General features: G+C 59.5%; 25 protein-coding genes, 1 tRNA gene and 1 pseudogene. 6 read left to right on the top strand and 21 right to left on the bottom strand.

Features of this window, described 5'->3' with window-relative positions:
* Window positions 1-78 precede the first annotated feature (78 nt).
* Entirely contained in the window at window positions 79-804 is a 726-nt protein-coding gene (locus JFT58_RS10630; RefSeq protein ID WP_014719523.1) for an amidotransferase, read from the top strand.
* On the opposite strand, the gene JFT58_RS10635 is transcribed toward JFT58_RS10630, so the two are convergent.
* From JFT58_RS10635 to JFT58_RS10650, 4 genes are all read right to left on the bottom strand, one after another.
* Window positions 801-1,772, bottom strand: coding sequence for a magnesium and cobalt transport protein CorA (locus JFT58_RS10635; RefSeq protein WP_003193449.1), 972 nt, complete (start codon window positions 1,770-1,772; stop codon window positions 801-803). The genes JFT58_RS10630 and JFT58_RS10635 overlap by 4 nt on opposite strands.
* Before the next feature lie 158 nt (window positions 1,773-1,930).
* Window positions 1,931-2,674 (bottom strand): 1-acylglycerol-3-phosphate O-acyltransferase, encoded by a 744-nt coding sequence (locus tag JFT58_RS10640; RefSeq protein ID WP_054897208.1) that lies wholly within the window; start codon window positions 2,672-2,674, stop codon window positions 1,931-1,933.
* Window positions 2,675-2,886: 212 nt separating this feature from the next.
* Window positions 2,887-3,579, bottom strand: coding sequence for a crotonase/enoyl-CoA hydratase family protein (locus JFT58_RS10645; RefSeq protein WP_054897207.1), 693 nt, complete (start codon window positions 3,577-3,579; stop codon window positions 2,887-2,889).
* 50 nt (window positions 3,580-3,629) lie between these two features.
* The gene (locus JFT58_RS10650; protein WP_155290843.1) at window positions 3,630-3,797 is read right to left on the bottom strand and encodes a hypothetical protein; all 168 of its coding nucleotides are present in this window, start codon (window positions 3,795-3,797) and stop codon (window positions 3,630-3,632) included.
* 103 nt (window positions 3,798-3,900) lie between these two features.
* Here JFT58_RS10650 and JFT58_RS10655 point away from each other — a divergent pair.
* Window positions 3,901-3,990: transfer RNA gene (locus JFT58_RS10655), tRNA-Ser, on the top strand.
* Window positions 3,991-4,138: 148 nt separating this feature from the next.
* Here JFT58_RS10655 and JFT58_RS10660 read toward each other — a convergent pair.
* The 4 genes from JFT58_RS10660 to JFT58_RS10675 all read right to left on the bottom strand — a co-directional run bounded on the left by JFT58_RS10660 (window position 4,139) and on the right by JFT58_RS10675 (window position 7,278).
* Window positions 4,139-5,179, bottom strand: a complete 1,041-nt coding sequence (locus JFT58_RS10660) for a DMT family transporter (RefSeq protein ID WP_054897206.1) — start codon at window positions 5,177-5,179, stop codon at window positions 4,139-4,141.
* Window positions 5,180-5,247: 68 nt separating this feature from the next.
* Window positions 5,248-5,583 (bottom strand): hypothetical protein, encoded by a 336-nt coding sequence (locus JFT58_RS10665; RefSeq protein WP_054897205.1) that lies wholly within the window; start codon window positions 5,581-5,583, stop codon window positions 5,248-5,250.
* Window positions 5,584-5,761: 178 nt separating this feature from the next.
* Complete coding sequence (locus JFT58_RS10670) at window positions 5,762-6,340, bottom strand: DUF4337 domain-containing protein (RefSeq protein WP_003193347.1); 579 nt, start codon at window positions 6,338-6,340, stop codon at window positions 5,762-5,764.
* A 53-nt stretch (window positions 6,341-6,393) separates the two neighbouring features.
* Window positions 6,394-7,278: a LysR family transcriptional regulator gene (locus JFT58_RS10675; RefSeq protein ID WP_014719515.1), complete on the bottom strand. Its 885-nt coding sequence runs from the start codon at window positions 7,276-7,278 to the stop codon at window positions 6,394-6,396.
* A 94-nt stretch (window positions 7,279-7,372) separates the two neighbouring features.
* Between JFT58_RS10675 and JFT58_RS10680 the strand changes: the two genes are divergently transcribed.
* The gene (locus JFT58_RS10680) at window positions 7,373-8,341 is read left to right on the top strand and encodes an NAD-dependent epimerase/dehydratase family protein (RefSeq protein ID WP_054897204.1); all 969 of its coding nucleotides are present in this window, start codon (window positions 7,373-7,375) and stop codon (window positions 8,339-8,341) included.
* Here the strand turns inward: JFT58_RS10680 and JFT58_RS10685 are convergent.
* From JFT58_RS10685 to JFT58_RS10695, 3 genes and pseudogenes are all read right to left on the bottom strand, one after another.
* Complete coding sequence (locus tag JFT58_RS10685) at window positions 8,328-8,684, bottom strand: DUF2784 domain-containing protein (protein WP_014719513.1); 357 nt, start codon at window positions 8,682-8,684, stop codon at window positions 8,328-8,330. The two genes, JFT58_RS10680 and JFT58_RS10685, sit on opposite strands and share 14 nt — an antisense overlap.
* A gap of 51 nt (window positions 8,685-8,735) precedes the next feature.
* Window positions 8,736-9,062: a helix-turn-helix domain-containing protein gene (locus JFT58_RS10690; protein WP_014719512.1), complete on the bottom strand. Its 327-nt coding sequence runs from the start codon at window positions 9,060-9,062 to the stop codon at window positions 8,736-8,738.
* Window positions 9,046-9,297, bottom strand: a pseudogene (locus JFT58_RS10695) (type II toxin-antitoxin system RelE family toxin); the annotation flags it as partial. The pseudogene JFT58_RS10695 and the gene JFT58_RS10690, both read right to left, overlap by 17 nt.
* Before the next feature lie 224 nt (window positions 9,298-9,521).
* Between JFT58_RS10695 and JFT58_RS10700 the strand changes: the two are divergent.
* The gene (locus JFT58_RS10700; RefSeq protein WP_054897203.1) at window positions 9,522-10,208 is read left to right on the top strand and encodes an HAD-IA family hydrolase; all 687 of its coding nucleotides are present in this window, start codon (window positions 9,522-9,524) and stop codon (window positions 10,206-10,208) included.
* A 129-nt stretch (window positions 10,209-10,337) separates the two neighbouring features.
* Here the strand turns inward: JFT58_RS10700 and JFT58_RS10705 are convergent, their stop codons facing one another.
* The gene (locus JFT58_RS10705; RefSeq protein ID WP_054897202.1) at window positions 10,338-11,084 is read right to left on the bottom strand and encodes a 3-oxoacyl-ACP reductase family protein; all 747 of its coding nucleotides are present in this window, start codon (window positions 11,082-11,084) and stop codon (window positions 10,338-10,340) included.
* A gap of 107 nt (window positions 11,085-11,191) precedes the next feature.
* On the opposite strand from JFT58_RS10705, the gene JFT58_RS10710 reads away from it, so the two are divergent.
* Window positions 11,192-12,115 carry a LysR family transcriptional regulator gene (locus tag JFT58_RS10710; protein WP_054897201.1) on the top strand — a complete coding sequence of 308 codons (924 nt, stop codon included), beginning with the start codon at window positions 11,192-11,194 and terminating at the stop codon, window positions 12,113-12,115.
* Between the two features lie 105 nt (window positions 12,116-12,220).
* Here the strand turns inward: JFT58_RS10710 and JFT58_RS10715 are convergent, their stop codons facing one another.
* From JFT58_RS10715 to JFT58_RS10725, 3 genes are all read right to left on the bottom strand, one after another.
* Complete coding sequence (locus JFT58_RS10715) at window positions 12,221-12,949, bottom strand: aspartate/glutamate racemase family protein (RefSeq protein WP_054897200.1); 729 nt, start codon at window positions 12,947-12,949, stop codon at window positions 12,221-12,223.
* Between the two features lie 13 nt (window positions 12,950-12,962).
* On the bottom strand, window positions 12,963-14,492 hold the full coding sequence (locus tag JFT58_RS10720) for an NCS1 family nucleobase:cation symporter-1 (RefSeq protein WP_103299596.1): 1,530 nt from the start codon (window positions 14,490-14,492) through the stop codon (window positions 12,963-12,965).
* Between the two features lie 490 nt (window positions 14,493-14,982).
* A complete protein-coding gene (locus JFT58_RS10725) occupies window positions 14,983-15,717 on the bottom strand; it encodes a phosphoadenylyl-sulfate reductase (RefSeq protein WP_014719506.1) in 735 nt (244 codons plus the stop codon).
* Window positions 15,718-15,868: 151 nt separating this feature from the next.
* Here JFT58_RS10725 and thrH point away from each other — a divergent pair, with 151 nt between their 5' ends.
* Window positions 15,869-16,486, top strand: a complete 618-nt coding sequence (gene thrH, locus JFT58_RS10730) for a bifunctional phosphoserine phosphatase/homoserine phosphotransferase ThrH (protein WP_014719505.1) — start codon at window positions 15,869-15,871, stop codon at window positions 16,484-16,486.
* 120 nt (window positions 16,487-16,606) lie between these two features.
* Here thrH and JFT58_RS10735 read toward each other — a convergent pair whose 3' ends face one another.
* The 6 genes from JFT58_RS10735 to rloA form a co-directional block, all read right to left on the bottom strand.
* A complete protein-coding gene (locus JFT58_RS10735; protein WP_034128345.1) occupies window positions 16,607-16,969 on the bottom strand; it encodes a helix-turn-helix domain-containing protein in 363 nt (120 codons plus the stop codon).
* Window positions 16,969-17,271 carry a type II toxin-antitoxin system HigB family toxin gene (locus JFT58_RS10740; RefSeq protein ID WP_034128346.1) on the bottom strand — a complete coding sequence of 101 codons (303 nt, stop codon included), beginning with the start codon at window positions 17,269-17,271 and terminating at the stop codon, window positions 16,969-16,971. Before JFT58_RS10740 ends, JFT58_RS10735 begins: the two co-directional genes overlap by 1 nt.
* Window positions 17,272-17,498: 227 nt before the next feature.
* Window positions 17,499-18,842, bottom strand: coding sequence for an aminodeoxychorismate synthase component I (gene pabB, locus JFT58_RS10745; RefSeq protein ID WP_054897198.1), 1,344 nt, complete (start codon window positions 18,840-18,842; stop codon window positions 17,499-17,501).
* A 186-nt stretch (window positions 18,843-19,028) separates the two neighbouring features.
* Window positions 19,029-20,015: an alpha-L-glutamate ligase-like protein gene (locus tag JFT58_RS10750; RefSeq protein ID WP_003193326.1), complete on the bottom strand. Its 987-nt coding sequence runs from the start codon at window positions 20,013-20,015 to the stop codon at window positions 19,029-19,031.
* Window positions 20,015-21,547 (bottom strand): osmotic stress tolerance membrane protein RloB, encoded by a 1,533-nt coding sequence (gene rloB / locus JFT58_RS10755; RefSeq protein ID WP_198834377.1) that lies wholly within the window; start codon window positions 21,545-21,547, stop codon window positions 20,015-20,017. Before rloB ends, JFT58_RS10750 begins: the two co-directional genes overlap by 1 nt.
* An 18-nt stretch (window positions 21,548-21,565) precedes the next feature.
* Window positions 21,566-22,090, bottom strand: a complete 525-nt coding sequence (rloA, locus tag JFT58_RS10760) for a retropepsin-like aspartic peptidase RloA (protein ID WP_014719501.1) — start codon at window positions 22,088-22,090, stop codon at window positions 21,566-21,568.
* Window positions 22,091-22,340 lie beyond the last annotated feature (250 nt).

Genomic DNA, 22,340 nt, shown 5'->3' on the forward strand with positions numbered 1-22,340 from the left:
TGAGGGCTTGCTTTGGGGGTGTATTTCAAGGCAGGCTCTGGGTGTGCAATATTCCCATCGCCGTGTCAGGTATTTTTTATGTCGCTACGCGTCTGCATCCTGGAAACCGATATTCTGCGTCCCGCTTTGATCGATGAGTACCAAGGCTATGGGCAGATGTTCAAGCGCCTGTTCGCCAAGCAACCGATAGCCGCCGAGTTTGTGGTCTACAACGTGGTGCAAGGCGAGTACCCGCCGGATGACGAAGTGTTTGACGCGTACCTGATCACCGGCAGCAAGGCCGATTCCTTCGGTACCGACCCCTGGATCCAGACGCTCAAGACCTACCTGCTCACGCGTTATGAGCGCGGCGACAAGCTGCTGGGCGTGTGCTTCGGCCATCAGTTGCTCGCGCTGCTGCTGGGCGGCAAGGCCGAACGTGCCAGCCAGGGCTGGGGCATGGGCACCCACGCCTACAAACTGGATGCCAAGACGCCATGGATGAGCCCCGAGGTGCCGGAGCTGACGCTATTGATCAGCCACCAGGACCAAGTCACCACCTTGCCGGAAAACGCCACCGTGATCGCCTCCAGCGAATTCTGCCCGTTTGCCGCGTATCACATTGGCGACCAAGTGCTGTGCTTCCAGGGCCATCCGGAGTTTGTTCACGACTATTCCCGTGAGTTGCTGGAAATACTTCAGACAACCTTGGGTGAAAAGGTCTACAGCAACGGCGTGGCCAGCCTGGAGCGCGACCACCACGGCGTGACCGTGGCGGAGTGGATGATGCGCTTTGTGGCGCACCAGCCTGAAGCCAAGGCTTAAAGCCAGCCCGAACGCTTGAAGCTGGCCCATAAACCGGTACAGCCCAAGGTAATAAAACCGAGCACCGCAAAATAGCCGTAGTGCCATTGCAGCTCGGGCATGTTCTGAAAGTTCATCCCGTAAATCCCCGCCACCGCCGTGGGGAACGCCAGGATCGCCGCCCACGCGGCGAACTTGCGCTGCACCACGCTCTGGCGCGAAGCCTCCAGCAACACACCGATCTCGATGGTCTGGCTGGCAATGTCGCGCAGGGTGGTGAGGTCTTCCATTTGCCGCGTCACGTGGATTTGCACGTCACGGAAATACGGGCGCATGTTCTTGTCGATAAACGGAAAGCTGAGCTTCTGCAACTCTTGGCTGATTTCGACCATCGGCGCCACATGCCGCTTGAGCCGCAACACATCGCGGCGCAGGCCGTGGAGGTGCTGGATATCGCGCTCGTTTAGCGAACTGCACAGCACGTTGCGCTCCAGCTCATCGATCTCGGCATGGATCGCCTCGCTCACCGGCTGGTAGTTTTCAGTGACAAAATCCAGCAACGCATAGAGTACGAAATCTTCCCCATGCTCCAGTAACAACGGTCGCGCCTCACAACGCTGGCGCACAAAACCGTAGGACGCCGAGTGGCCGTTGCGTGCGGTGATGATGTAGCCGTTGCCGGCAAAGATATGGGTTTCGATAAACTCCAGCTTGCCGTTCTCGCGCACCGGTGAGTAGGTGACGATAAACAGCGCGTCGCCGAAGGTTTCCAGCTTCGGGCGGCTGTGTTTTTCCATGGCGTCTTCGATCGCCAGCTCGTGCAGGTTGAACTGGCGTTGCAGGTTGTTCAGTTCCTGGGCGCTGGGTTCTTCCAGGCCGATCCACACAAAGTGCCCAGGTTTGGCGGCCCAGGCCGCGCCTTCATCGAGAGTGATATCCGAGACTTTCTTACCGGCGCTGTAGACGGCAGCCGCAACAACTCTACCCATGGTGCTGATCACTTCTTATCAAGAGGACAGATGTTGGGCAGCTTAGCCTGAATGGCGTTCCGTTGTTGCTCACCGACATTGCCCACTCCCCTGTAGGAGCGAGCTTGCTCGCGAAAATCGTCAACGATAACGCAGCGCCATCAGGTGACCCGCGTCGCTTATACGTTTTTCGCGAGCAAGCTCGCTCCTATAAGCTCACGGTCCATCTGCGCGATGCACTCATCCATCTGCGTCTGACACGTCAGCAGCAACTGAGGGATGTCATCCACCGTCAACCCACAGGTAGTAATCGGCGGCAACGAGCGTATCAGCACACTGCCGCTGTCCCAACGATTGAGCTTCATCTGCGTCACGTAATTGCTGACACACACCTGCACGATAGGCACACCGGCCGCAATCGCCATATGGAACGCGCCTTTCTTGAACGGCAACAACCCTTTGCCCAGGTTGCGCGTACCTTCCGGGAACACCCAGATTGACGTGTCCTCATGCTGCAAGGTATGCGTGGTCGTCAGCATCGCACGCCGGGCCTTGTGCGCATTGCCACGGTCGATCAGCACATTGCCCGCCAGCCAGAACAACTGGCCGAACAGTGGTACCCATTTCAGGCTTTTCTTGGCGATGCAGACCGTGCGATGCGGCACTACATTGCCGAACACAAACAAATCGTAATTGGACTGATGGTTGGCGATCACCACGCAGGTACCGGGCTTGTTGCGCAGCGAGTCGACGTCGGCCTTCACGTTCAAGCCCAAGATCCGCATGGCCGGCAACGCATAGAGGCGAGCGCAGAGACGGCTGTTGTCCGGGTTGAACGGCCGGCACACACCGACCAACACACCCAGCACGCCAGCGATCATAAAATGCAGGCTCATCAACAACATACGCAACAGAAAAAGCATCGACACGGCCCATCGGGACAAAAGGTGGCGCAGTGTACGGATGTGCACTGTATTCGGCAATTGCCCCTACAGACGTAGGAGATAGCCGATGTTTAAGCGCATGTTTCCACATGGGCCGATAACGGCTAGCTAGAGCGGCTACGGAGGTTTCACATTTATAGGTAAGAAAAAGCCCGACTCAAGGTCGGGCTCAGGCACAGCAGGTGTAGGACTTAGCTCGGGCTATGGCCCTGATCCTGGATGATTGCATCGTCCAGGGCTTCGAGCAGCGCGCGGCGTACTTTCAACTTGGTGTGCTTGTGGGCGTTCATATTGATCTTCTTCAGCTGCCGTGCTGCTTCCAGTGCTGCAGCGTGCAGTTCTTCGGGTGCCACCACCTTGTCGAGGAAACCGGCGTGCAAGGCGCCTTGCGGATCAAACATCTCGGCATTGATCACCGAACGCTGAAACGCCGACTTACGCAGGCGATCCCGCGCCAACTCGATACCGGCATGGTGCATGGTCATGCCAATCGCCACTTCATTCAGGCCAATGCTGAACGGGCCTTCGACGCCAATCCGATAATCGGCCGACAATAACAGGAACGCGCCCTTGGCCACCGCATGCCCAGGGCAGGCCACAATCACCGGGAACGGATGCGCCAACATCCGCCGCGCCAGGGTCGAACCCGAGGTCACCAGGCTGATTGCCTCTTTAGGGCCGGCCGTCATCACCTTCAAATCATAACCACCCGACAAAATCCCCGGCGTGCCCGTGATGATCACCACCGCCCGATCCTTCTCGGCCTGATCCAGCGCCGCATTAAACTCACTGATCACCGCCGGAGAAATGGCATTCACCTTGCCGTTGCTCAGGGTCAGGGTCGCGATACCGTCTTCGAAGTGGTAGGCAATCAACTCACTCATGACGCGGTTCCTTGTAGGGCTTGTTATAGAGATAGATGCGCAGACGTTACTCACCACGCCCGCGCGGGTAAAGCGCCGTGACTGACTACCCAGTCAGGCTTTTCCTGCATCCCCAAGGGTAGACGCCCCGGAGCAGGGCGCAGCAAGCGCTCCAGACGCGTGCCGCCGATGCCTGAGAATGGCACAATCACCACCCCTTGCCGGACGGTGAATGGCATAACGGTCTAACCGCATGAAAATTCTGAAAAAAACCTTTGCCATCAGAAAGGCTTTCGACTACATTAGCGCGCCTCGACAGACTGAACTGGTTTGACGAGATACGGTGAAGTGTCCGAGTGGCTTAAGGAGCACGCCTGGAAAGTGTGTATACAAGAAATTGTATCGAGAGTTCGAATCTCTCCTTCACCGCCAAATTCGATGTAAACAAAACCCCTGGTTTCGAAAGAAACCAGGGGTTTTGTGATTTCTGGGGTTTGAAAAGTACAACTTTTATCAGCTCAGTTGTCTGGCCTTTCAGTCTGCGGCCCCATGACGTCACGCCCTATGCCTAAGCCCGCCCTCAATGCCTATGCCGATGATGCACATCCGGAAAGTGCGCATGGCTATGCCTCATCACTCCATGTGCATGCTCATGGCTATGAGGCACCTTCGAGTCCCACTCAAACCCATGCTCATGTTGATGATGCTCATCATGCACATGCCAGTGCCCATGTTGCGTTGCCTCATGCACATGCTCATGGGCATGCCGCTCCGTCAGGTGCAGCCACACGCCTACTGCCATCAGTGCCGAGGCAATCCAGAAGGCCGCGGTCACCGACTCGCCAAATACCAGCAACGCCACTGCAGCACCGAGAAAGGGTGCCGTGGAGAAGTAAGCGCCGGTGCGCGCGCTGCCCAGTCCGCGGAGGGCCAGCACGAACATCACCAGGCTGATGCCATAGCCGAGGAAACCTACCAGTAGAATCGGCGCCAGTTGCGCCATGCCGGGAATCTGCGCCCCGAGGTAAAGTGCCAGGCTGCAATTGACCAGCCCCGCAATCAAGCCTTTGGCTCCTGCGATAAACAATGCGTCAGACGCGGACACTTTGCGCGTGAGGTTGTTATCGATCCCCCAGCACAAGCACGCCAGCGCAACGGCAAGCGGTCCGGTCCAGTCCTGGCGGCTGCCGTCAGCACCGGACCCTGACAACACCACGCCGCCCAGCACAATGGCGAGCATGCCGAGGACGATGCGTCGGTCGGCGTTTTCGCGGAACACGACCCAGGCGATCACGGCGGTCAGTACCGACTCAAGGTTGAGCATCAGGGAGGCGCTGGCGCTGGTGGTGCGGGTCAGGCCGAACATCAATGCAACGGGCCCGAGGAGGCCGCCGAAGGCGATTGCGCCGAGCAGCCACGGCCATTCCGACGGAGTCAGCCCCGTAGGTTTCCAGCCGCGATCACGGATCAAGCGCACACCGGCAAGGCCGATGCCGCTGCCGAGGTAGAGCAGGCCGGCGAGCAGGATGGGAGAGAGGCCCAGGCCAAGGCTTTGGGCCAGCGGGGTGCTGGCCCCGAACAGGGCGGCCGCCGCGAGGGCGTAAACGATACTGAGGTTCATGGGCCATCCTCGAAAGTCAGGCCCATGATACGTCGCTTGCCGGGGTCAGCGCCCTGGCAGTTTCATACTTACTGCGCGGTTTTCAGCTTGATCACATCACCGGAGATTTTGGTGGTGTAGCCGTTCAATACCCAAGCCCAGAACCACTTTTCCTGCACTTGTGTGTTGATCAACGCGTCGCCGCCCTTGGCCTTGATGGCCGCATCCTGGGCGCGCACGAAGCGGTTGTTCTGGCCGATGGGGATAACACCCAGCAGCATGATGCCGGTGGCGCTGGCTTCGCTGTGGCCCAGCACGGTGTATTGGCTGGCGTCGTATTGCTGGGTTTTCATGGCGGTGCCGGTGCAACCTGCCAGGGTGAAACTAAGTACGGCTGCTGCAACGACTTTACTGACGTATTTCACTCATAACTCCATAGGTTCAATCTCGAGATTCAATTCTCGGGGGGGCGACACTCTAAGCGCTCAGTTGGCAGATTGAAATCAATCAGCGAGGCTGGGTCGCAGTCTGGCGGGTACTGCGCGGTGATCCCATTGCAGCCTGGTTGGGGCTCGACAGCGCCCACATTTATTCTTCGGCGTGTCAGAGATGCAGCCACGCCAGGCCACCCAACATCACCGCCACCCCGCCGGCGGTGTACGACATGCGTTTGAGCCATTCCTTGCGCGTGAGCAGGGTAATCGCCGCCAATGAAATCGCGATCTGAATCGCCGTCATCGCCTGGGCCCAGCGATGGTGCTGGTGCAGCGCTTCCTCGGATTTGTGGTCCCAGTCCCGTGAAGTGGCCTCAAGCGTTTCGGCCTGTTTACGCACTTCTTCCTTCTGGCGCTTGTAGCGCTCGATCTCCGCCTGGTAATGCGCCGCATCCACGCCGGGAATATGGCTGGCCAGTTCTGCCAGGTTCTGGCGGCTGGATTTGGCCTGGTAGTAGTTCCACTGGTTAGCGGCTTCGGTCTTGATGATGGCGGCGTTGTTCTTGTCCATCGCAGCTTCACTTTCGCTGGAGCCGGCCTGATAGCTGAGCATGGCACCGACGGTCGCCATGATCGCGGTCATCACGGCGATACGACTGGCAAAGCTATCGCCGCGGCCGTGAGCATGCTCGGTGGTGTGTTCAAGGTGTTTTTCGTGGGGGCTGGGAACTTCGAAGGCTTCGGACATGGGGCGACCGCGAACGGATTGAGGTGCGCTGATTGTTCACCAGCGCAGCTGTCTCAAGCCTGTACGTAACGCTGCAAACCTGCCACCAGTGCATCGAATGTCACCCGGCAGCGTGGGCTGTTGCGCAGGTCTTCGTGCATGCTGACCCAAGTGTCCATTTTAAACGCGAAGCCGTCAGGCAGCACTCGGCGCAGACGTGGGTCGCGCTGGGCCAGTTGTACCTGGCACCCACCGATGCCGGCACCGGCGCGGATCATTGCCAGTTGCGCCAGGTCGCTGTCGCTACTGATGGCGAAGGCGTTGCGCTCAAAACCCTTGATTGCCAGGCTGCGGATAAATGCAGTGGCTTGATCAAAGCCGATGACGGAGTGGCCGGCCAGGTCGTGCATGTGTTGAGGGATGCCGTGTTGCTGCAGGTAATCGTCACGGGCATGCAGGCCGACTTCGATCAGGCCGATACGCCGCGCCAGCAGCTGCTCCTGGCTGGGGCGCACCATGCGCACGGCAATGTCGGCTTCCAGCTGCAGCAGGTCGCTCAAGCGGTTGGTCAGCACCAGTTCCACCTTCAGGTGCGGGTGTTCCCGGCGCAATTGCGTGATGATCGGCGGCAGTACCTCCACACCCACCACTTCACTGGCCGATACTCGTACCACGCCGCGCACCTCATCGCCTTGGGACGAGGCGGCGCGTTCAAGGGCGGCGGCGGTACGCGCCATGGTTTCTGCATGCGCCCGCAGTGTGTGGGCGACCGTAGTGGGTAATAAGCCTGAGGGCGAGCGGGTGAACAACACGACGCCCAGCGCCGTTTCCAGCGCGGCGATGTGCCGCCCTACCGTGGGTTGGGTGATGCCGAGCTGCCGTGCGGCCCCCGACAGCGATCCTTCCTTGAGTACACCGAGAAATGACCGGTAAAGCTCCCAACCGATATTCGTAGCCATACATAAATGTATAGCGGCTCGATACCCTTGGGCAATTCCTCTATAGCTGTTCCGCATCCAACATACCCTCATCAACCAACAGTGGGAGAGGGTGATGAGCAAGGTTCTGGTTTTGGGTGCAACCGGTGGCATTGGTGGCGAAGTGGCGCGGCAGTTGAGCGCGGCGGGCTGGGAGGTGCGGGCGTTGACTCGGGATCTGATCAAGGCTCGCAGCCAAAATCCTGTTTTTACGTGGCTAAAAGGCGATGCCCTGAATCGCGACGACGTGATCGCGGCCGCCCGGGGCTGCGCGGTAATCGTGCACGGCGTCAATCCGCCGGGTTATCGCAAATGGGCCGAGTGGGTGTTGCCGATGATCGACAACTCCATTGCGGCGGCCATCTGCGAAGGCGCGACAGTCGTGCTGCCCGGCACGGTCTACAACTTCGGGCCGGATGCATTCCCTGTGCTGCACGAAGACTCACCCCAGCACCCGCTGACTCGCAAGGGCGCGATCCGTGTGCAGATGGAGCAGCGCTTGCGAGCCGCTTCCACTCAGGGCGCCCGGGTGGTGATTTTGCGCGCTGGGGATTTTTTCGGCGCCAGGGTGGCCAATAACTGGTTTGCCCAAGGCTTGGTCAAACCCGGCAAACCGGTGCACACCATCCGCTACCCAGGCGATTACGGCGTGGCCCATCAATGGGCTTATCTGCCGGACGTAGCGCGTACAATGCTTGAGTTGATTGAGCGTCGTGCCAGTCTTGGCGCCTTCGCCTGCTTTCATATGGCTGGGTACATGGATGCGGACGGTACGCAGATGGCTAAGACGATCCAGCGTGTGGTGCTGCGCAGGACGGGCCAGCAACCCAGGGTCGGCGCGTTTCCCTGGTGGTTGTTGAACTGGGCGGCGCCTTTTGTCGTCACCGTGCGTGAGATGCAGGAGATGCGCTACCTGTGGCAAACACCGTTGCGCCTGGATAACCAGCGCCTGCTCGCGACGCTCGGCCATGAGCCCCACACACCGCTGGAACAGGCGGTGGAGGCCACCCTGGTTGGCCTGGGTTGCCTGCCTACTTGCGTTTGATCAGGCGTGCATACACGGCGAGGTTGACCACCACCACCACGGCCCCCAGCACTAATTGAGTATTCGCAGTCAGCCCGGCTGGGTAGATCATCGTCAGAATGTAATGCTCGATAAACCCACCGCCATAACCATCCTGCCCGGCCAAGTGGCGAAACAGGTTTTCCCAACGGGTGAGTGGGCAGGGCAGGTGCAGCACCTCTACCGCGATGCCCCAGGCAACGGCGGGCAGGTGCAGCCACATTACCCGGGGCCACTTCAGGGTGAGCAGGCCGCCGAACAGCACGAACAGGATAAAGGCCAGGTGGAACAGCACGAGGCCGTCGGCGGCTAGGCGGTAGAGCATGTTTGAGCTCGATGTGAGGTGAAGGGGTACGTGAATTTTTGCAGCGCGCCGTTATAGCTCCAGTTGACTGGCATTGATACCGAACGCTTTGGCTATCTTTTCTCGCGTGGTGCGGCGGGGTTTGCTGACCGCTTCCTGCTGGGCAAATGCCGATTGTGAAATACCCAGGCGTTTGGCGACTTCTTCCTGGGTCAGGCTCAGATGCTCGCGCCACGCGCGAATAGGTGTTGCGCCATCCACCAGGCGGCTGACTACCGCATGGGGTATCAGGTTTGGATCGTTTTGCTGCGCCACATAGTGTTCATAGGGAATCACCACATAGGCTGGCTCGCCCTGCGTATTGTGGATGATCTGTACGGCAGTAGGTTCGCTCGTCACGTTTTTTACCCTCTTGGATACTGACGACCTGGGTGCTGCCGTCCCAGTCGAAAAGGACCCGGTAATGACCAACCCGCAAGCGATAGCTGTGAGGATGGTTAACCAGTGCCTTGACGTTGATTGCATCGGGCATGTGTTCAAGAGCGGACACGGCATCGCGTACCTGTTGCTGATGATACGAATGCAACCGAAGCAATTGTTTGACGGCTTTTCGCGTCCATTGGATTGAGTTCAGGGGAGGCTAATAAGTCTTTTATAAGGTTTGCAATCGGTATTTTCAGATCCGCGTCAACGGGTCATGACGTTTTCCTCTCAAACCCTAGACGGCCGCCGTCAGCGCCGACGGGCAAAACTGTTGCGTGGTATGAATCAACGGATAGCCCACGAAGGTTGCTTGCAGGCAACGAGGGCCGTTATTGTGCTGAATCCTTTTAGTCCTCGCCCCAAGGTTGTGTTGTGATGAATGCACCGCGTAACGCTGTCCCGATCAAGGCCGTGATTTTCGATATGGACGGGTTGTTGCTGGATACCGAAGGCATCTACACCGAAGTCACGCAGATCATTGCCGAACGCTATGGCCGTACCTACGACTGGGGCATCAAGCAGCACATCATCGGGCGGGGTGCCCAGGATTTGGCCGATTACGTGGTCAAGGCGCTGGACCTGCCGATCACGCCCGCCGAGTTTCTGGAAATACGCGAACCGCTGATGAGCGAGCGCTTTCCCAAGGCCTTGGGCATGCCCGGTGCCGAGGCGTTGGTGCGGCACTTGAAGGCGCACAATATTCCGATTGCGGTGGGCACCAGTTCATCGCGTAATTCGTTTGGCCACAAGACCACCCTGCACCGTGAATGGTTTGGCCTGTTCGACACCATCGTCACCGCTGACGACCCGGAAGTCGGTGCTGCCAAGCCCGCGCCGGATATCTTCCTTACCGCAGCGCGCCGGTTGGGTGTAGCGCCTGAGGATTGTCTGGTGTTCGAAGATTCGCCGTTCGGCGTGACGGCCGCGAAGGCTGCGCACATGACCGCTATTGCGGTGCCCGATGAGGCGATGGCTGACAGCAAGTACCAGCATGCTGACCAGATTATTCGCAAGCTCGCCGACTTTGATTTGGCCGCCTACGGCTTGCCCCCCATGGCCTGACCCCGCGCGGTCAAAAATGTGGGAGCTGGCTTGCTCGCGAATGCAGGGTGTCAGTCAGTAGATTTATCAACTGACTCACCGTATTCGCGAGCAAGCCCGCTCCCACATTTGGTTTGCGGTTTTGCAAAATCAGGCGCTGAAACCACCATCGATGGTCAGGCTGGCGCCAGTGATATAGCCGGCTTCCGGCCCGGCCAGATAGGCCACAAAACTGGCAATCTCCTCCACATGCCCATACCGACCTACCGCCATCAACCCGATCAGACTTTCGGCAAAATCACTGTTCGCCGGGTTCATATCGGTGTCCACCGGCCCAGGCTGCACGTTGTTGATGGTGATGCCACGTGGCCCCAGATCCCGCGCCAATCCCTTGGTCAACCCCACCAGTGCCGCCTTGCTCATCGCATAAGGGCCGCCGCCACCGAATGGCATACGCTCGGCGTTGGTGCTGCCGATATTGATCACGCGGCCGCCTTCACCCATGTGTTTGGCGGCTTCCTGGGTGGCGATAAACACGCTGCGTACGTTGATCGCCAGGGTCTGGTCGAAGTCTTCCAGCTTGAAGTCTTCCAGCGGCGCGATGGCCAGCACGCCGGCATTATTCACCAGGATATCCAGGCGTCCAAACGCCTCGACCGTGGCGTTGACCGCAGCGCGAATCGCCGTGGCATCGGCGCTGTCGGCGTGTATCGCCAGAGCCTGCCCCCCTGCGCTGATCACCTCGTTCTGCAGTGTTTCAGCCTTGGCGGCCGAGCTGACGTAGGTAAAGGCAACCGCTGCCCCCTGGGCGGCGAGGCGCTTGACGATGGCGGCGCCGATGCCGCGGGAACCGCCTTGAATCAAGGCGACTTTGCCGGTGAGGTTGTGTGTGGTCATGTCGATCTCCGAGGTAGTTGATGGAGCGAGTATCGACCTCACCCGCGCTGCTCGGTAGCCCGTGGTTGCTATAGTCTGTGTAAACCAAAAGTTTAGAGTGTGGCGATATGGAAAGCTTTGGCAGTATCGAATGCTTTGTGCGCAGCGCCGAGGGTGGCAGCTTTGCCGAGGCTGCTCGGCACCTGAGCCTGACCCCGGCTGCGGTGGGTAAAAGCGTTGCCAAGTTGGAGGCGCGCCTCGGTGTGCGGCTGTTCCAGCGCAGCACTCGGCGTCTGGCGCTGACCGAAGCCGGCAAGATGTTTCTGGCGGAAGTCAGCGGCAGCCTCACCACCATCCAGAATGCGGTCGCCAACCTGGCCAGTGCCGAAGGGCGGCCGGTGGGCACGCTCAAGGTCAGCATGGGGCCAGTGTTCGGTAACCGGTACGTGGTGCCGTTGCTGGGCGAATTTATGCGGCGCTATCCGGATATCAGCCCGGACTGGCATTTCGATAACCGCCAGGTCGACCTGATCGGGCAAGGCTTCGATGCGGCCATTGGCGGCGGGTTTGAGCTGCCCCAAGGCGTGGTTGCGCGCAAGTTGACCCCGGCGCACCGGGTGCTGGTGGCGTCGCCGGATTACCTGGCGCGGTGCTTGCCGGTACGGGCGCCCGACGACCTGTCGCACTGCCTTGGCATCTTGATCCGCTCGCCGCAGACAGGCCGGGTGCGTTCATGGCAACTGACCCATCGTGAGCGCGAGCACAGCCCTCTAGTGCTGAAACCAGCGATGACCATGAGCGACTCCGAAGCCGCTTGCTGCGCCAGTGCCCAGGGCCTTGGCATCGCGCTGGTGAGTATGCCGATGGCGGTGCCGTTCCTGGACAGCGGTGCGTTGGTGCGAGTGTTACCCGATTGGTATGTGGACGACGGCAATATTTCCATCTACTACGCCGAGCATAAATTGCTGCCGGGCAAGACGCGGGCGTTTGTGGATTTTATTATTGAGCAGTTCGCCGAGCAGAAACTGGCTCAACGGTTCAGTGCTATCTGAGCAGGGCCTTGCATCGAGTCGTGGCCGTCGCGGGCAAGCCCGGCTCCCACAGTGATCGCAATCCAATGTGGGAGCCGGGCTTGCCCGCGATGCAGGCGCATCGGTCTACCGCCCGAATTTGCCCGGCCAGCCGATGACCTTCTTCGGCCGCGGTGTCGCATAAGTTCTGACCTTCGAGGTCGACAACCCCAACCGCACCAACGACTCGGCCACCATCACCGCCGCCGTTACCCCGTCCACCACCGGAACCCCGGTGCGCTGACGGATCTGCTCATCCAGCCCTGCCATGCCGCCGCAGCCCAGGCAGATCACCTCGGCCTTGTCGTCGCGGATGGCCAGTTCGGCCTGGCGCACGATGGCCTCCATGGCGCCCAGCGGGTCTTCTTCCAGCTCCAGCACCGCCATGCCGCTGGCGCGCACCGAAGCGCAACGCTGGTAGAGGCCGGCGAGTTTCAGCCGGTCTTCAATCAGCGGCACCGTGCGGTCCAGGGTGGTCACCACCGAGTAGGCGTGCCCCAGGAACATCGCGGTGCTGGCCGCCGCTTCGGTGATATCCACCACCGGTACATTGAGCAGTTCCTGCAGGCCTTCACGGCCATGTTCGCCATAGCCGGCCTGGATCACCGCATCAAAGGGCTGGTCGTAGGCCATTACCCGATCCATCACGGCGATGGCTGCCAGATAGCTTTCAAAGTTGCCTTCCACCGATTCTGCGCCGAAGTACGGGGTGAGCCCGACAATCTCGGTGCCCGGTGAAGCCACGGCCCGTGCTTGCTGGGCAATGGTGTCGGTGATGGATTCAGTGGTGTTGACGTTGACCACGAGGATACGCATGGAAAGTCCTTGTTTAATGACTGACGTTATCGACGGCAATGCTTTCGCCGCTGACATCGGCGTAGTGCGGTTGACGCTTGGCAATCAGCAGGTACAGCAACCCGGCAATGCCGGCGCCAAACAACCAGGAAAACGGCGAGACGCTGGCAAACCCCGGCAACAGCGCCAGCAGGATGGCGATCACTGCCGCCGGAATGAACGCGGCCACCGCACGCATATTCACCCCGCGGCTGTAGTAATAAATGCCTTGGGGGTCTTCGCTGTACAACTGCGGTACATCCACCTGGCTTCTACGAATCAGCCAGTAATCGACCATGATCACCCCGTACAACGGCCCCAGCAGCGCGCCGAGGCCAGAGAGGAAATACACGATCACCAGTGGGCTGTTATAGAGGTTCCACGGCAGGATCAGCACGGCAACGAAGGCGCTGATCAACCCGGCGCGCCGGAAGTTCAGGTACTTGGGCGCCAGGTTGCTCAGTACAAAGGCCGGGGCGACGAAGTTGGCCATGATGTTCACCGCCACGGTGACGATCAGGAAAGCGAGGCAGCCGAGCACCAGAAAAAAGGTGTTGGGGATCGCCGCGATGATTTCGGTCGGGCTTTCGATCACGCGGCCATTGAGCTGGAACTGTCCGCCGCACAGCAGCACGGTAATTGCGGCGAACACCAGGATATTGACCGGCAGGCCCCAGAAGTTCCCGACCTGGATGGTCTTGCGGCACGGCGATGAACGCGCGAAGTCGCAGAAATTGAGGATCAGGGTGCCGTAGATGGCCAGCCACAGCGCGCCGCCGGCAAAGATATTGCGCCACATCTCGCCGCCACTCAGGGGCTCGCGGATCGACCAGGCGATCTGCCCGTTCGCCTGGAAGTACATCCAGCCGGCCAGTGCGGCCACGGTCAGCAGTATCACCGGCCCGGCGAAGCCTTCATAGCGACGTACCATTTCCATGCCATAGGCGAGGATCACCAACTGCACCAGCCAGATCGCCACAAAACACGCCCAGCCCAGGGTCGACAGGCCGAGAATCGAGTCGTGGTCATAATCGGCAAAGCCTGGATGAATGGCGGTCAGCAGCACGCGGAAAACTACCGAGGCCAGGTAGGTCTGGATCCCAAACCAGGCAATCGCAATTACCGCCCGAATCAACGCCGGAATCTGCGCCCCATGAATGCCAAAACTGATGCGGCTGATAACCGGAAACGGCACACCGGTCTTCTGCCCCATGTAGCCCGACAAGTTCATGAAGAAGTACACCAGTGCTGCGCCGATCCCCAGGGACAGCAATATTTGCCAGCCGCCCAGGCCCAGTGCATAGAGCCCAATGGCGAATGAATAGTTGGCGATGTTGTGCACGTCATTGGTCCACAGCGCAAAGATGCTATAGCGCCCCCAGCGTCGGCCTTCGACCTTGGTGGGCGCCAGGTCCTTGTTGTGCAGGCGCGGGCTGAGTACCAGCGGGCCGGGGCCTGTGGCTGCAGGATTCAGGGTGGAGGAGGGCAGATCCAGTGCGAGGGTGTTCGAGAGACTTGTACGCATTCCGGCAGGCTCCAGCGCATCTGCAGCAAAGCGGCGGATGGCAAAGTGTATGTAGGTTTTGTATTGATTGTATACAAAGCGTACTTCTGCCTAAGCCATATGCGTGCCAATTCTCGATATATGAAAATCTTGGCTAATTTCGTTTTTATATAGGTCGCGAATAACTTACTGAATTACGGTCACTATAAGTTGACCGTTTGAACAGGTATTTATTTTTTCATTAATTGCAGGGTTATTTATATGCAGCGCCATTGGCGCAGGGAGATGTTACGTTTTGGTGCGTTGTACATTAAGTTGCACACAAAAATGGCACCTATGGTTACAAGGTTGTGTACAGGTTTACCCGACCCCCAAAGCAAATATCGCGTTATGTAGGAGCGAGCTTGCTCGCGAAAAACGTCAACGATAACGCGGGCTTCCTGAATAAACGCGGCGTCCGTGAGTTTTTCGCGAGCAAGCTCGCTCCTACAGAGGCGGTGGCATCGGAGGCTCAAGCCTTGCTGATGATATTCCCCGCATGCAGCCCGCATTCCTTCTGCGTGGCTTCTTCCCACCACCAGCGGCCTTCGCGCTCATGCTGGCGGGGCAGTACCGGCCGGGTGCAGGGCTCGCAGCCGATGCTGATGAAACCGCGCTCATGCAGGCTGTTGTACGGCAACTCCAGCATGCGGATGTAGCCCCAGACCTCTTCGCTGGTCATCTGCGCCAGCGGGTTGAACTTGTACAGGGTGCGTTCCGGTGTGGAGAACGCCGTGTCGATTTCCAGCGCCGCCACCTGGCTACGAGTGCCGGGGCTCTGGTCGCGGCGCTGGCCGGTGGCCCAGGCGCTGACACCTGCAAGCTTGCGGCGCAGCGGTTCGATCTTGCGGATGCCGCAGCATTCGCCATGGCCGTCCTTATAGAAGCTGAACAGGCCTTTCTCTTTGACGAAGGGCTCCAGCTTGCTCGGGTCTGGCGAGATCAGCTCGATGTCGATCTTGTAGAACTCACGCACCTGCTCGATAAACCGGTAGGTCTCCGGATGCAGGCGGCCGGTGTCGAGGCTGAACACCTTGACGTTCTTGTTCAGCTTCCAGGCCATGTCCACAAGGACCACATCCTCGGCACCGCTGAAGGAAATCCACAAGTCATCGCCGAACTGGCTGAACGCCAGCTTGAGAATGTCCTGGGCAGACTTGTTGGCATAAGTCGTGGCGAGTTCAACGACGTCGAAGGCTTGGTTCATCAGGACGGTTCCTACAGGTCAGTGGCGCTGAGCGCTCTCTAGGAGGGCGATGGTATCAAAAACTGTCCCGCGTTGCGGCGGCGGGCTTGAGTCGCTAGAGTTCGGCAGTCCTTTTGCTCGCTCAACTAACAATATCTAACAGGAGTGTCGTGTGGAAATTGCCTGCCTTGACCTGGAAGGGGTACTGGTTCCGGAAATCTGGATCGCCTTTGCCGAGAAAACCGGCATTGAGTCCCTGCGGGCCACCACCCGTGACATCCCCGACTACGACGTGCTGATGCAACAGCGCCTGCGCATCCTCGACGAGCATGGGCTCAAGCTGGCCGATATTCAGGCCGTTATCGCCACGCTCAAACCGCTGGACGGCGCCATTGAGTTCGTCAATTGGCTGCGCGAGCGCTTCCAGGTGGTGATCCTGTCCGACACCTTCTATGAGTTCTCCCAGCCGCTGATGCGTCAGCTGGGTTTCCCGACCTTGCTTTGCCACCGCTTGATCACCGATGAAAACGATCGGGTGGTGAGCTACCAACTGCGCCAGAAAGACCCCAAGCGCCAATCGGTGCTGGCATTCAAGACGCTCTACTACCGCGTGATCGCTGCCGGTGATTCCTACAACGACACCAGCATGCTGGGTGAAGCTGACCGTGGGATTCTGTTCCATGCGCCGGACAATGTGATTCGCGAATTCCCGCAGTTCCCGGCGGTGCATACGTTTGAAGACCTGAAGAAAGAGTTTATCAAGGCGTCGAATCGGCAGTTGAGCCTGTAAATTATGCGGCGCGGCTGATTGCCCCATCGCAGGCAAGTCAGCTCCCACCTTTGACCATGTAACGTCAAACGACGCGGTCAACTGTGGGAGTCGGGCTTGCCTGCGATGGCGTCGGCGCCGTCACACCTTACCCTCGGCCAGCAAGCGCTCATAAGGAATACGCAAGCCTTCATGCAGACGCTTGATCATCGACAGGCTCAGCTTGCGCTTGTGGTTCAGCACCTCTGACACCCGCCCACTGGTGCCGATAAACGGCTCCAGATCGCGGGCGGTCATGCCCAATTGCTCCATGCGAAACTTGATAGCCTCTACCGGATCCGAAGGGGGCATGGGGTAATGCTCGGCTTCGTACTTCTCGATGAGGACTGCCAGGATTTCCAGCTCATCACCTTCAGGCGAGCCGGGTGGTGCTCCCCATACCTGCTCGACTCGTACGAGTGCCGCAGTCAGGTCTTCCTGGGAGTGAATAGGTTTGATGTTCATCACGCAGTCTCCGCGTTGATCTGGTCGTACTGAGCGTGGGTCCCCACGAACCGTATAAACCCTAGTTGTCGCTGGTAGTCGATCGCCATGATCACTCGATACTTGTTGCCGCCAACGTTGAACACGACCCTGCCACCCTTAAGAATGCTCGCTGTTCTGAGTTCGGCCTTGAGTGCTTGCGGTGTTGGATAATTGGCCTTTTCCATGTGCCGATACAACTCGACCAGCGGTGTTCTGGCGTCGCTATAAGCTGAATGGCTTTCCCAGAATATTCGTAGGGTAGATAGAGCGATTATCCGCATCGCTTCAACCTCCCGTTTTGGGAGATCATAGGTGCGATTGCGTGGATAGGCAAACTCGGAAATATTTCCAGACGAGGAGGTAGTCGCTTCATGTGATCCTTCACAGGTGGCGGGTGGACGGTCGCTCCGGACGCTATCTGCAAGCGTCTATCCCGTCCACAGCGGTTCTGATTCAGGCTTTTTCTATCGCATGGCGTTCTACTCGAACGCTAGGAAGGGGCTGTGCCCTACAGATTTTCCAACGTTTGTAACAACACACGCACCTTTGTCAGCGACTCCTGATACTCCGCCTGCCACTGCGAATCCGCCACAATCCCGCCGCCACCCCAGCAACACACCTGCCCATCCTTGACCAGCAAGCTGCGAATCGCGATGGAGCTGTCCATTTCGCCGCGCACGTCCAGGTACACCAGCGAGCCGCAATACAACCCGCGGCGGGCGGGCTCCAGCTCATCGATGATCTGCATGGCGCGAATCTTTGGCGCGCCGGTAATGGAGCCGCCAGGGAAGCTGCCGGCTATCAGGTCGAGGGCGTCTTTGTCGTCGGCCAATATGCCAGTGACACTGCTCACCAGGTGGTGCACGTTGGGGTAGCTTTCCAGGCTGAACAGCTCCGGCACTTTCACTGAGCCGATTCGGCAACTGCGGCCGAGGTCGTTGCGCAGCAGGTCAACGATCATCAGGTTTTCTGCGCGGTCCTTGGGGCTGGCGAGCAGCTCAGCGGCGTTGGCAGCGTCCTCTTCCGGTGTTAAACCGCGAGGGCGGGTGCCCTTGATCGGGCGGGTTTCGACCTGGCCTTCGCTGATGCGCACGAAGCGCTCCGGCGACAGGCTCAGCACCGCGCCGTCATCGGGCAAACTCTGGAACCCGGAAAACGGCGTCGGGCAGGCTTCGCGCAGCGCGCAGTAGGCTGCCCATGGATCGCCGATGCACGGCGCACGAAAGCGTTGGGCAAAGTTGACCTGGTAGCAGTCGCCGGCCTGGATGTAATCCTGGATACGCAGGATGGCCTGCTGGTACGCATCCACGCTGAGGTCCGGCGCCATGGTGCCCTGGAGCTTGAAGGTGGTGGGGGTGTCACCTGTTGCATGACTGAACAGGGCGATCAGACGTTGCCGCTCGCTATCGGCCAGCACCGGGTGAAACACCAGTTGGCTGGTGTGCGCCAGGTGATCGCTGACCAGTGCCCAGGCATACAGCCCCAGGCGCGCATCCGGCAGGTGCAGGTCGTCCACGGCCAGGCGTGCAACCTGTTCCAGGTGCCGGCCGAAGTCATAGCTCAAGTAACCGATCAAACCGCCGGCAAAGGGCAATTCAACCCCAGCAGGCAGGGCCGCCTCACCCAACTGCGCCAGGTTCTCGCGCAGGCGTTGCAGGAAATCGCTGCCGCGTTCATCCGGCCCAACCGTCAAGGTCGCTTCGGGCCAGGCGCTGAGCAGGTCATAACGCCCCCGCTCGGCAGCCGGGCGGCCGCTGTCGAGCAGCACCGCGCCAGGCGCATGGCGAATAGCCGCAAAGTACTCGGCGGGGTTGGCCCGGTAGGGTAAGGGGTAAACGGAGCAGGTCGACATGCGAGGGTGAATCAGCCAGTGGCGGGGGGGAGGGGATTGTAGTCCTCTGTAGGACTTGCTCCTAGAGGGGATGTCGGTGATAGCTCGATAGAGGGTATAGCCTGAGGGGCAAGTGGCTTGTCAGAAAGCTATCGCAGGCAAACCAGCTCCCACCTATCGAGCCCGGGCTTGCCTGCGATGCGCTGCTTAGCCTTCAACCGGCGGAATATGCCCGAACATCTCCTGCACGAACTTCACCCGTTCCTCGGGGGTTTCTGTCACCCCGGCTGCCTTGAGCTCTTCAAGCCGTGCCTCCACCGCATGGGTGCGCAAAGTCAGGCCGCAATCGTTGGCAATCTGGATGTTCAGCCCAGGCCGAGCGTTCAGCTCAAGGATCAATGGGCCTTTTTCCTGGTCCAGCACCATGTCCACGCCGATATAACCCAGCCCGCACAGCTCATAGCAGCCGGCGGCGAGCTTCATGAAACCGTCCCAGTTGGGCAGTTGCACGCCATCCACCGCGTTGGTGGTGTCGGGGTGCTTGGTGATGATGTTGTTCAGCCAGGTGCCGCGCAGGGTCAGGCCGGTGGCCAGGTCTACACCCACGCCGATCGCGCCCTGGTGCAGGTTGGCCTTGCCGCCGGACTGGCGGGTGGGCAAGCGCAGCATCGCCATCACCGGGTAGCCCATCAGCACGATGATGCGGATGTCCGGCACGCCTTCATAGCTGATGCTCTTGAAGATTTGGTCGGGCACCACGCGGTACTCGATCAACGCGCGGTCGCGGTGGCCGCCGAGGGAATACAGGCCGGTGAGGATGCTGGAAATCTGGTGCTCGATCTCCTCATGGCTGATGATTTTTCCGGACACCGTGCGGTAGCGCCCTTCAAACCGGTCGGCCACCACCAGGATGCCGTCGCCGCCAGCACCCTGGGCGGGCTTGATCACGAAGTCGCTGCGCCCGCCGATGATCTCGTCGAGCTTGTCGATTTCCTTCTCGGTGGAGATCACCCCGTACATTTCCGGTACATGGATGCCGGCGGCAAGGGCCCGTTCCTTGGTGATGATCTTGTCATCCACGATGGGGTACAGGCTGCGCTTGTTGTACTTGAGCACGTAGTCGGCATTACGCCGGTTAATGCCCATGATCCCCCGCGCTTCCAGGGCCTTCCAGGTCTTCCAGAAGCCAAACATCAAGAATCAGCCTTCAGGAACGCCTTGAAACGTACCAGTTCGGTGAGGCGATAGCCGCGATAGCGACCCATGGCCAGCATGAAGCCCACCAGAATCAACAGGATCGCCGGGAAGGTGAACACGAAGTAGACCAACTCCGGCACGCTCATGATCAGGTGCGCCAGGGACGCAGCGAACAGCGTGCCAATCGCCACTTTCAGCGCATGGTTGGCGCCACGCTCCTCCCAGGTGATCGACAGGCGTTCGATGGTCATGGTCAGGATCACCATCGGGAACAGCGCCACCGACAAGCCGCGTTCCAGCCCCAGCTTGTGGCTGAACAGGCTGATGGCGGCAATCAGCACCACCACGAAGGTCAGCACCACCGACAGCCTCGGCAGCATCTGCAGTTTAAGGTGTTCAAGGTACGACCGGAGCGACAGGCCCAGTGCCGTGATGATCGTGAACAGCACAATCCCGAAGCCCAACTGGGTCTCGCGGAATGCCAGGGCGATCAGTACGGGGGTGAAGGTGCCCAGGGTCTGCAGGCCGATGAGGTTGCGCAGGATCAAGATCACCAGCACGCCTATCGGGATCATCACCATGATCATGAAGGTCTGCTGGGTTTGCAGCGGCAGGCCGTACAGCGAGTATTCGAGGAAGTTGGCGTCGGTGTTTTCGTCCGTCAGCTTGGCCAGGCGGATGGCGTTCATCTCGCTGTTGTTCAGGCTGAAGGTCACCATGGCTTTCTTGCCGCCATCGACGGTGATCAGGTTTTCATCGCCGGTCCACCACAGCAGGCGGTCGGCGGGCAGGCCCTGTTCGCCAGTCTCCGGGTTGAAGTACAGCCAGTCGTTGCCGTTGAAACTGCGCAGCCACAGTTCCGGGGTTTGCGGCTGGTCGGCCACCAGGCGGATGGTGTGGACTTTCTCTACCGGCACGTGGGCGATGGACAGCAGCAGTTCGACGATCTTGGCTTTGTGCGGCGTCGAGGGGTCGCCGGCCAGCAGCAACTTCACATTGTCGTCGTTGAGGTTGTTGGTGCGCTTGATGGCTTCACTGATAAAGGTTTCGACGTCGGCCGAGTGCTGGCGGATCGGGGCCAGCAAGGCTTCGGCGGCGATCTTCTCGGGGCCTTCCACGGCGATGCTGTCGCGGAAGGTCGGGCCTTTGATCTTGACCTTTTCGCCGCTGTAGCGCTTGGTCAGCACCAGGCGGTAATAGAGGGTCTGGTTGCCCTTGGTCCGACGCGCCGACCAGGTGACCTTGCGGTTGCCGTCGATGCGGTTGACGCTCACCCCGTAGTTGTTCGAGATAAAGCTCTCATTGAGGCTGACGAAGTCGCGGCTCAAGGGCGGCACGAACATCTGGATCTTGACCGGGTCTTTCGGGTTGGCGACGAACTCGACCTTGGCGTCGATGTTCCACAAGTCGTCGGTGGCATCTTCGGTGACGGGAATTCCCAGCACGAAGATCTGATAGGCGGTGACCGAAATGCCCAGCACCACCAGCAAGGTGATCAGGATTTTCAGGTGCAGGGTCAAAGAGCGCATTCGGTTTACTCGGCGGTATTAAGCGTCGGCGGCGCAGGCGGGTTTGCCTGCTGCATATTTAAGACTGGGGTCGACCAGCGCATCAAAGCGTTTCAAGGCTTCGGAGCCAATCAGCAGCGGGTATTGGAATGCGCTGCGGTCAGTCAAGTTCACTTCGATGCTGCGTAAAGCACTGCCCATGCAGATATCCAGCGCAATCACTGGGCGGGCGGTGTAGTTCTTGTCCTCATCGGGGTCGTAGTCGCCGGCGCGGCGCTTGATCTTGCTGACACGCGCCAGGGGCAGTTCGATGGGGTGGGAATGGGCGGTGTCGATGGCCAGGTAGAAGCGTACCCAGGATTCGCCATTGCGCTTGAAGCGCTTGATATCGCGGGCACTCAACGAGGCGGTCTTGGCGCCGGTGTCGAGTTTGGCCGCCACTTCCAGGTCGATACCCGCAAGCTTGGCGTATTCATTCAGGCCGTACACGGTCTTCTCGGCGCCAGCGCCAAGGCTCGGTATGCACAGCAGGCACATCACTAGTAGGTAAGGCTTGAGTCTCATAAATCCTGAGGCAGGGCAGTGCACTGTTCATTTCATGGGGACTGGCATTGCTGCGCAATCTCGGGTGCGCCCTTTCATCATTTGATGTCAGGCAAAAGCGGCGGGCATTCTAACATGATGCTTTTTTGGCGCCAGCGCTGGCAGGCGGCCATGCCTTGGCAAGCGAATGAGGGGGTTATTAGACGATTGTCGACAATGTGTATTTATTCTTTGACTGTGAGAGGCTTATTGGCTAGTTTTTGCGGCATTG

Origin of the sequence: Pseudomonas sp. MF6767 (assembly GCF_016405475.1) — a bacterium.
Taxonomy (GTDB): domain Bacteria; phylum Pseudomonadota; class Gammaproteobacteria; order Pseudomonadales; family Pseudomonadaceae; genus Aquipseudomonas; species Aquipseudomonas paracarnis.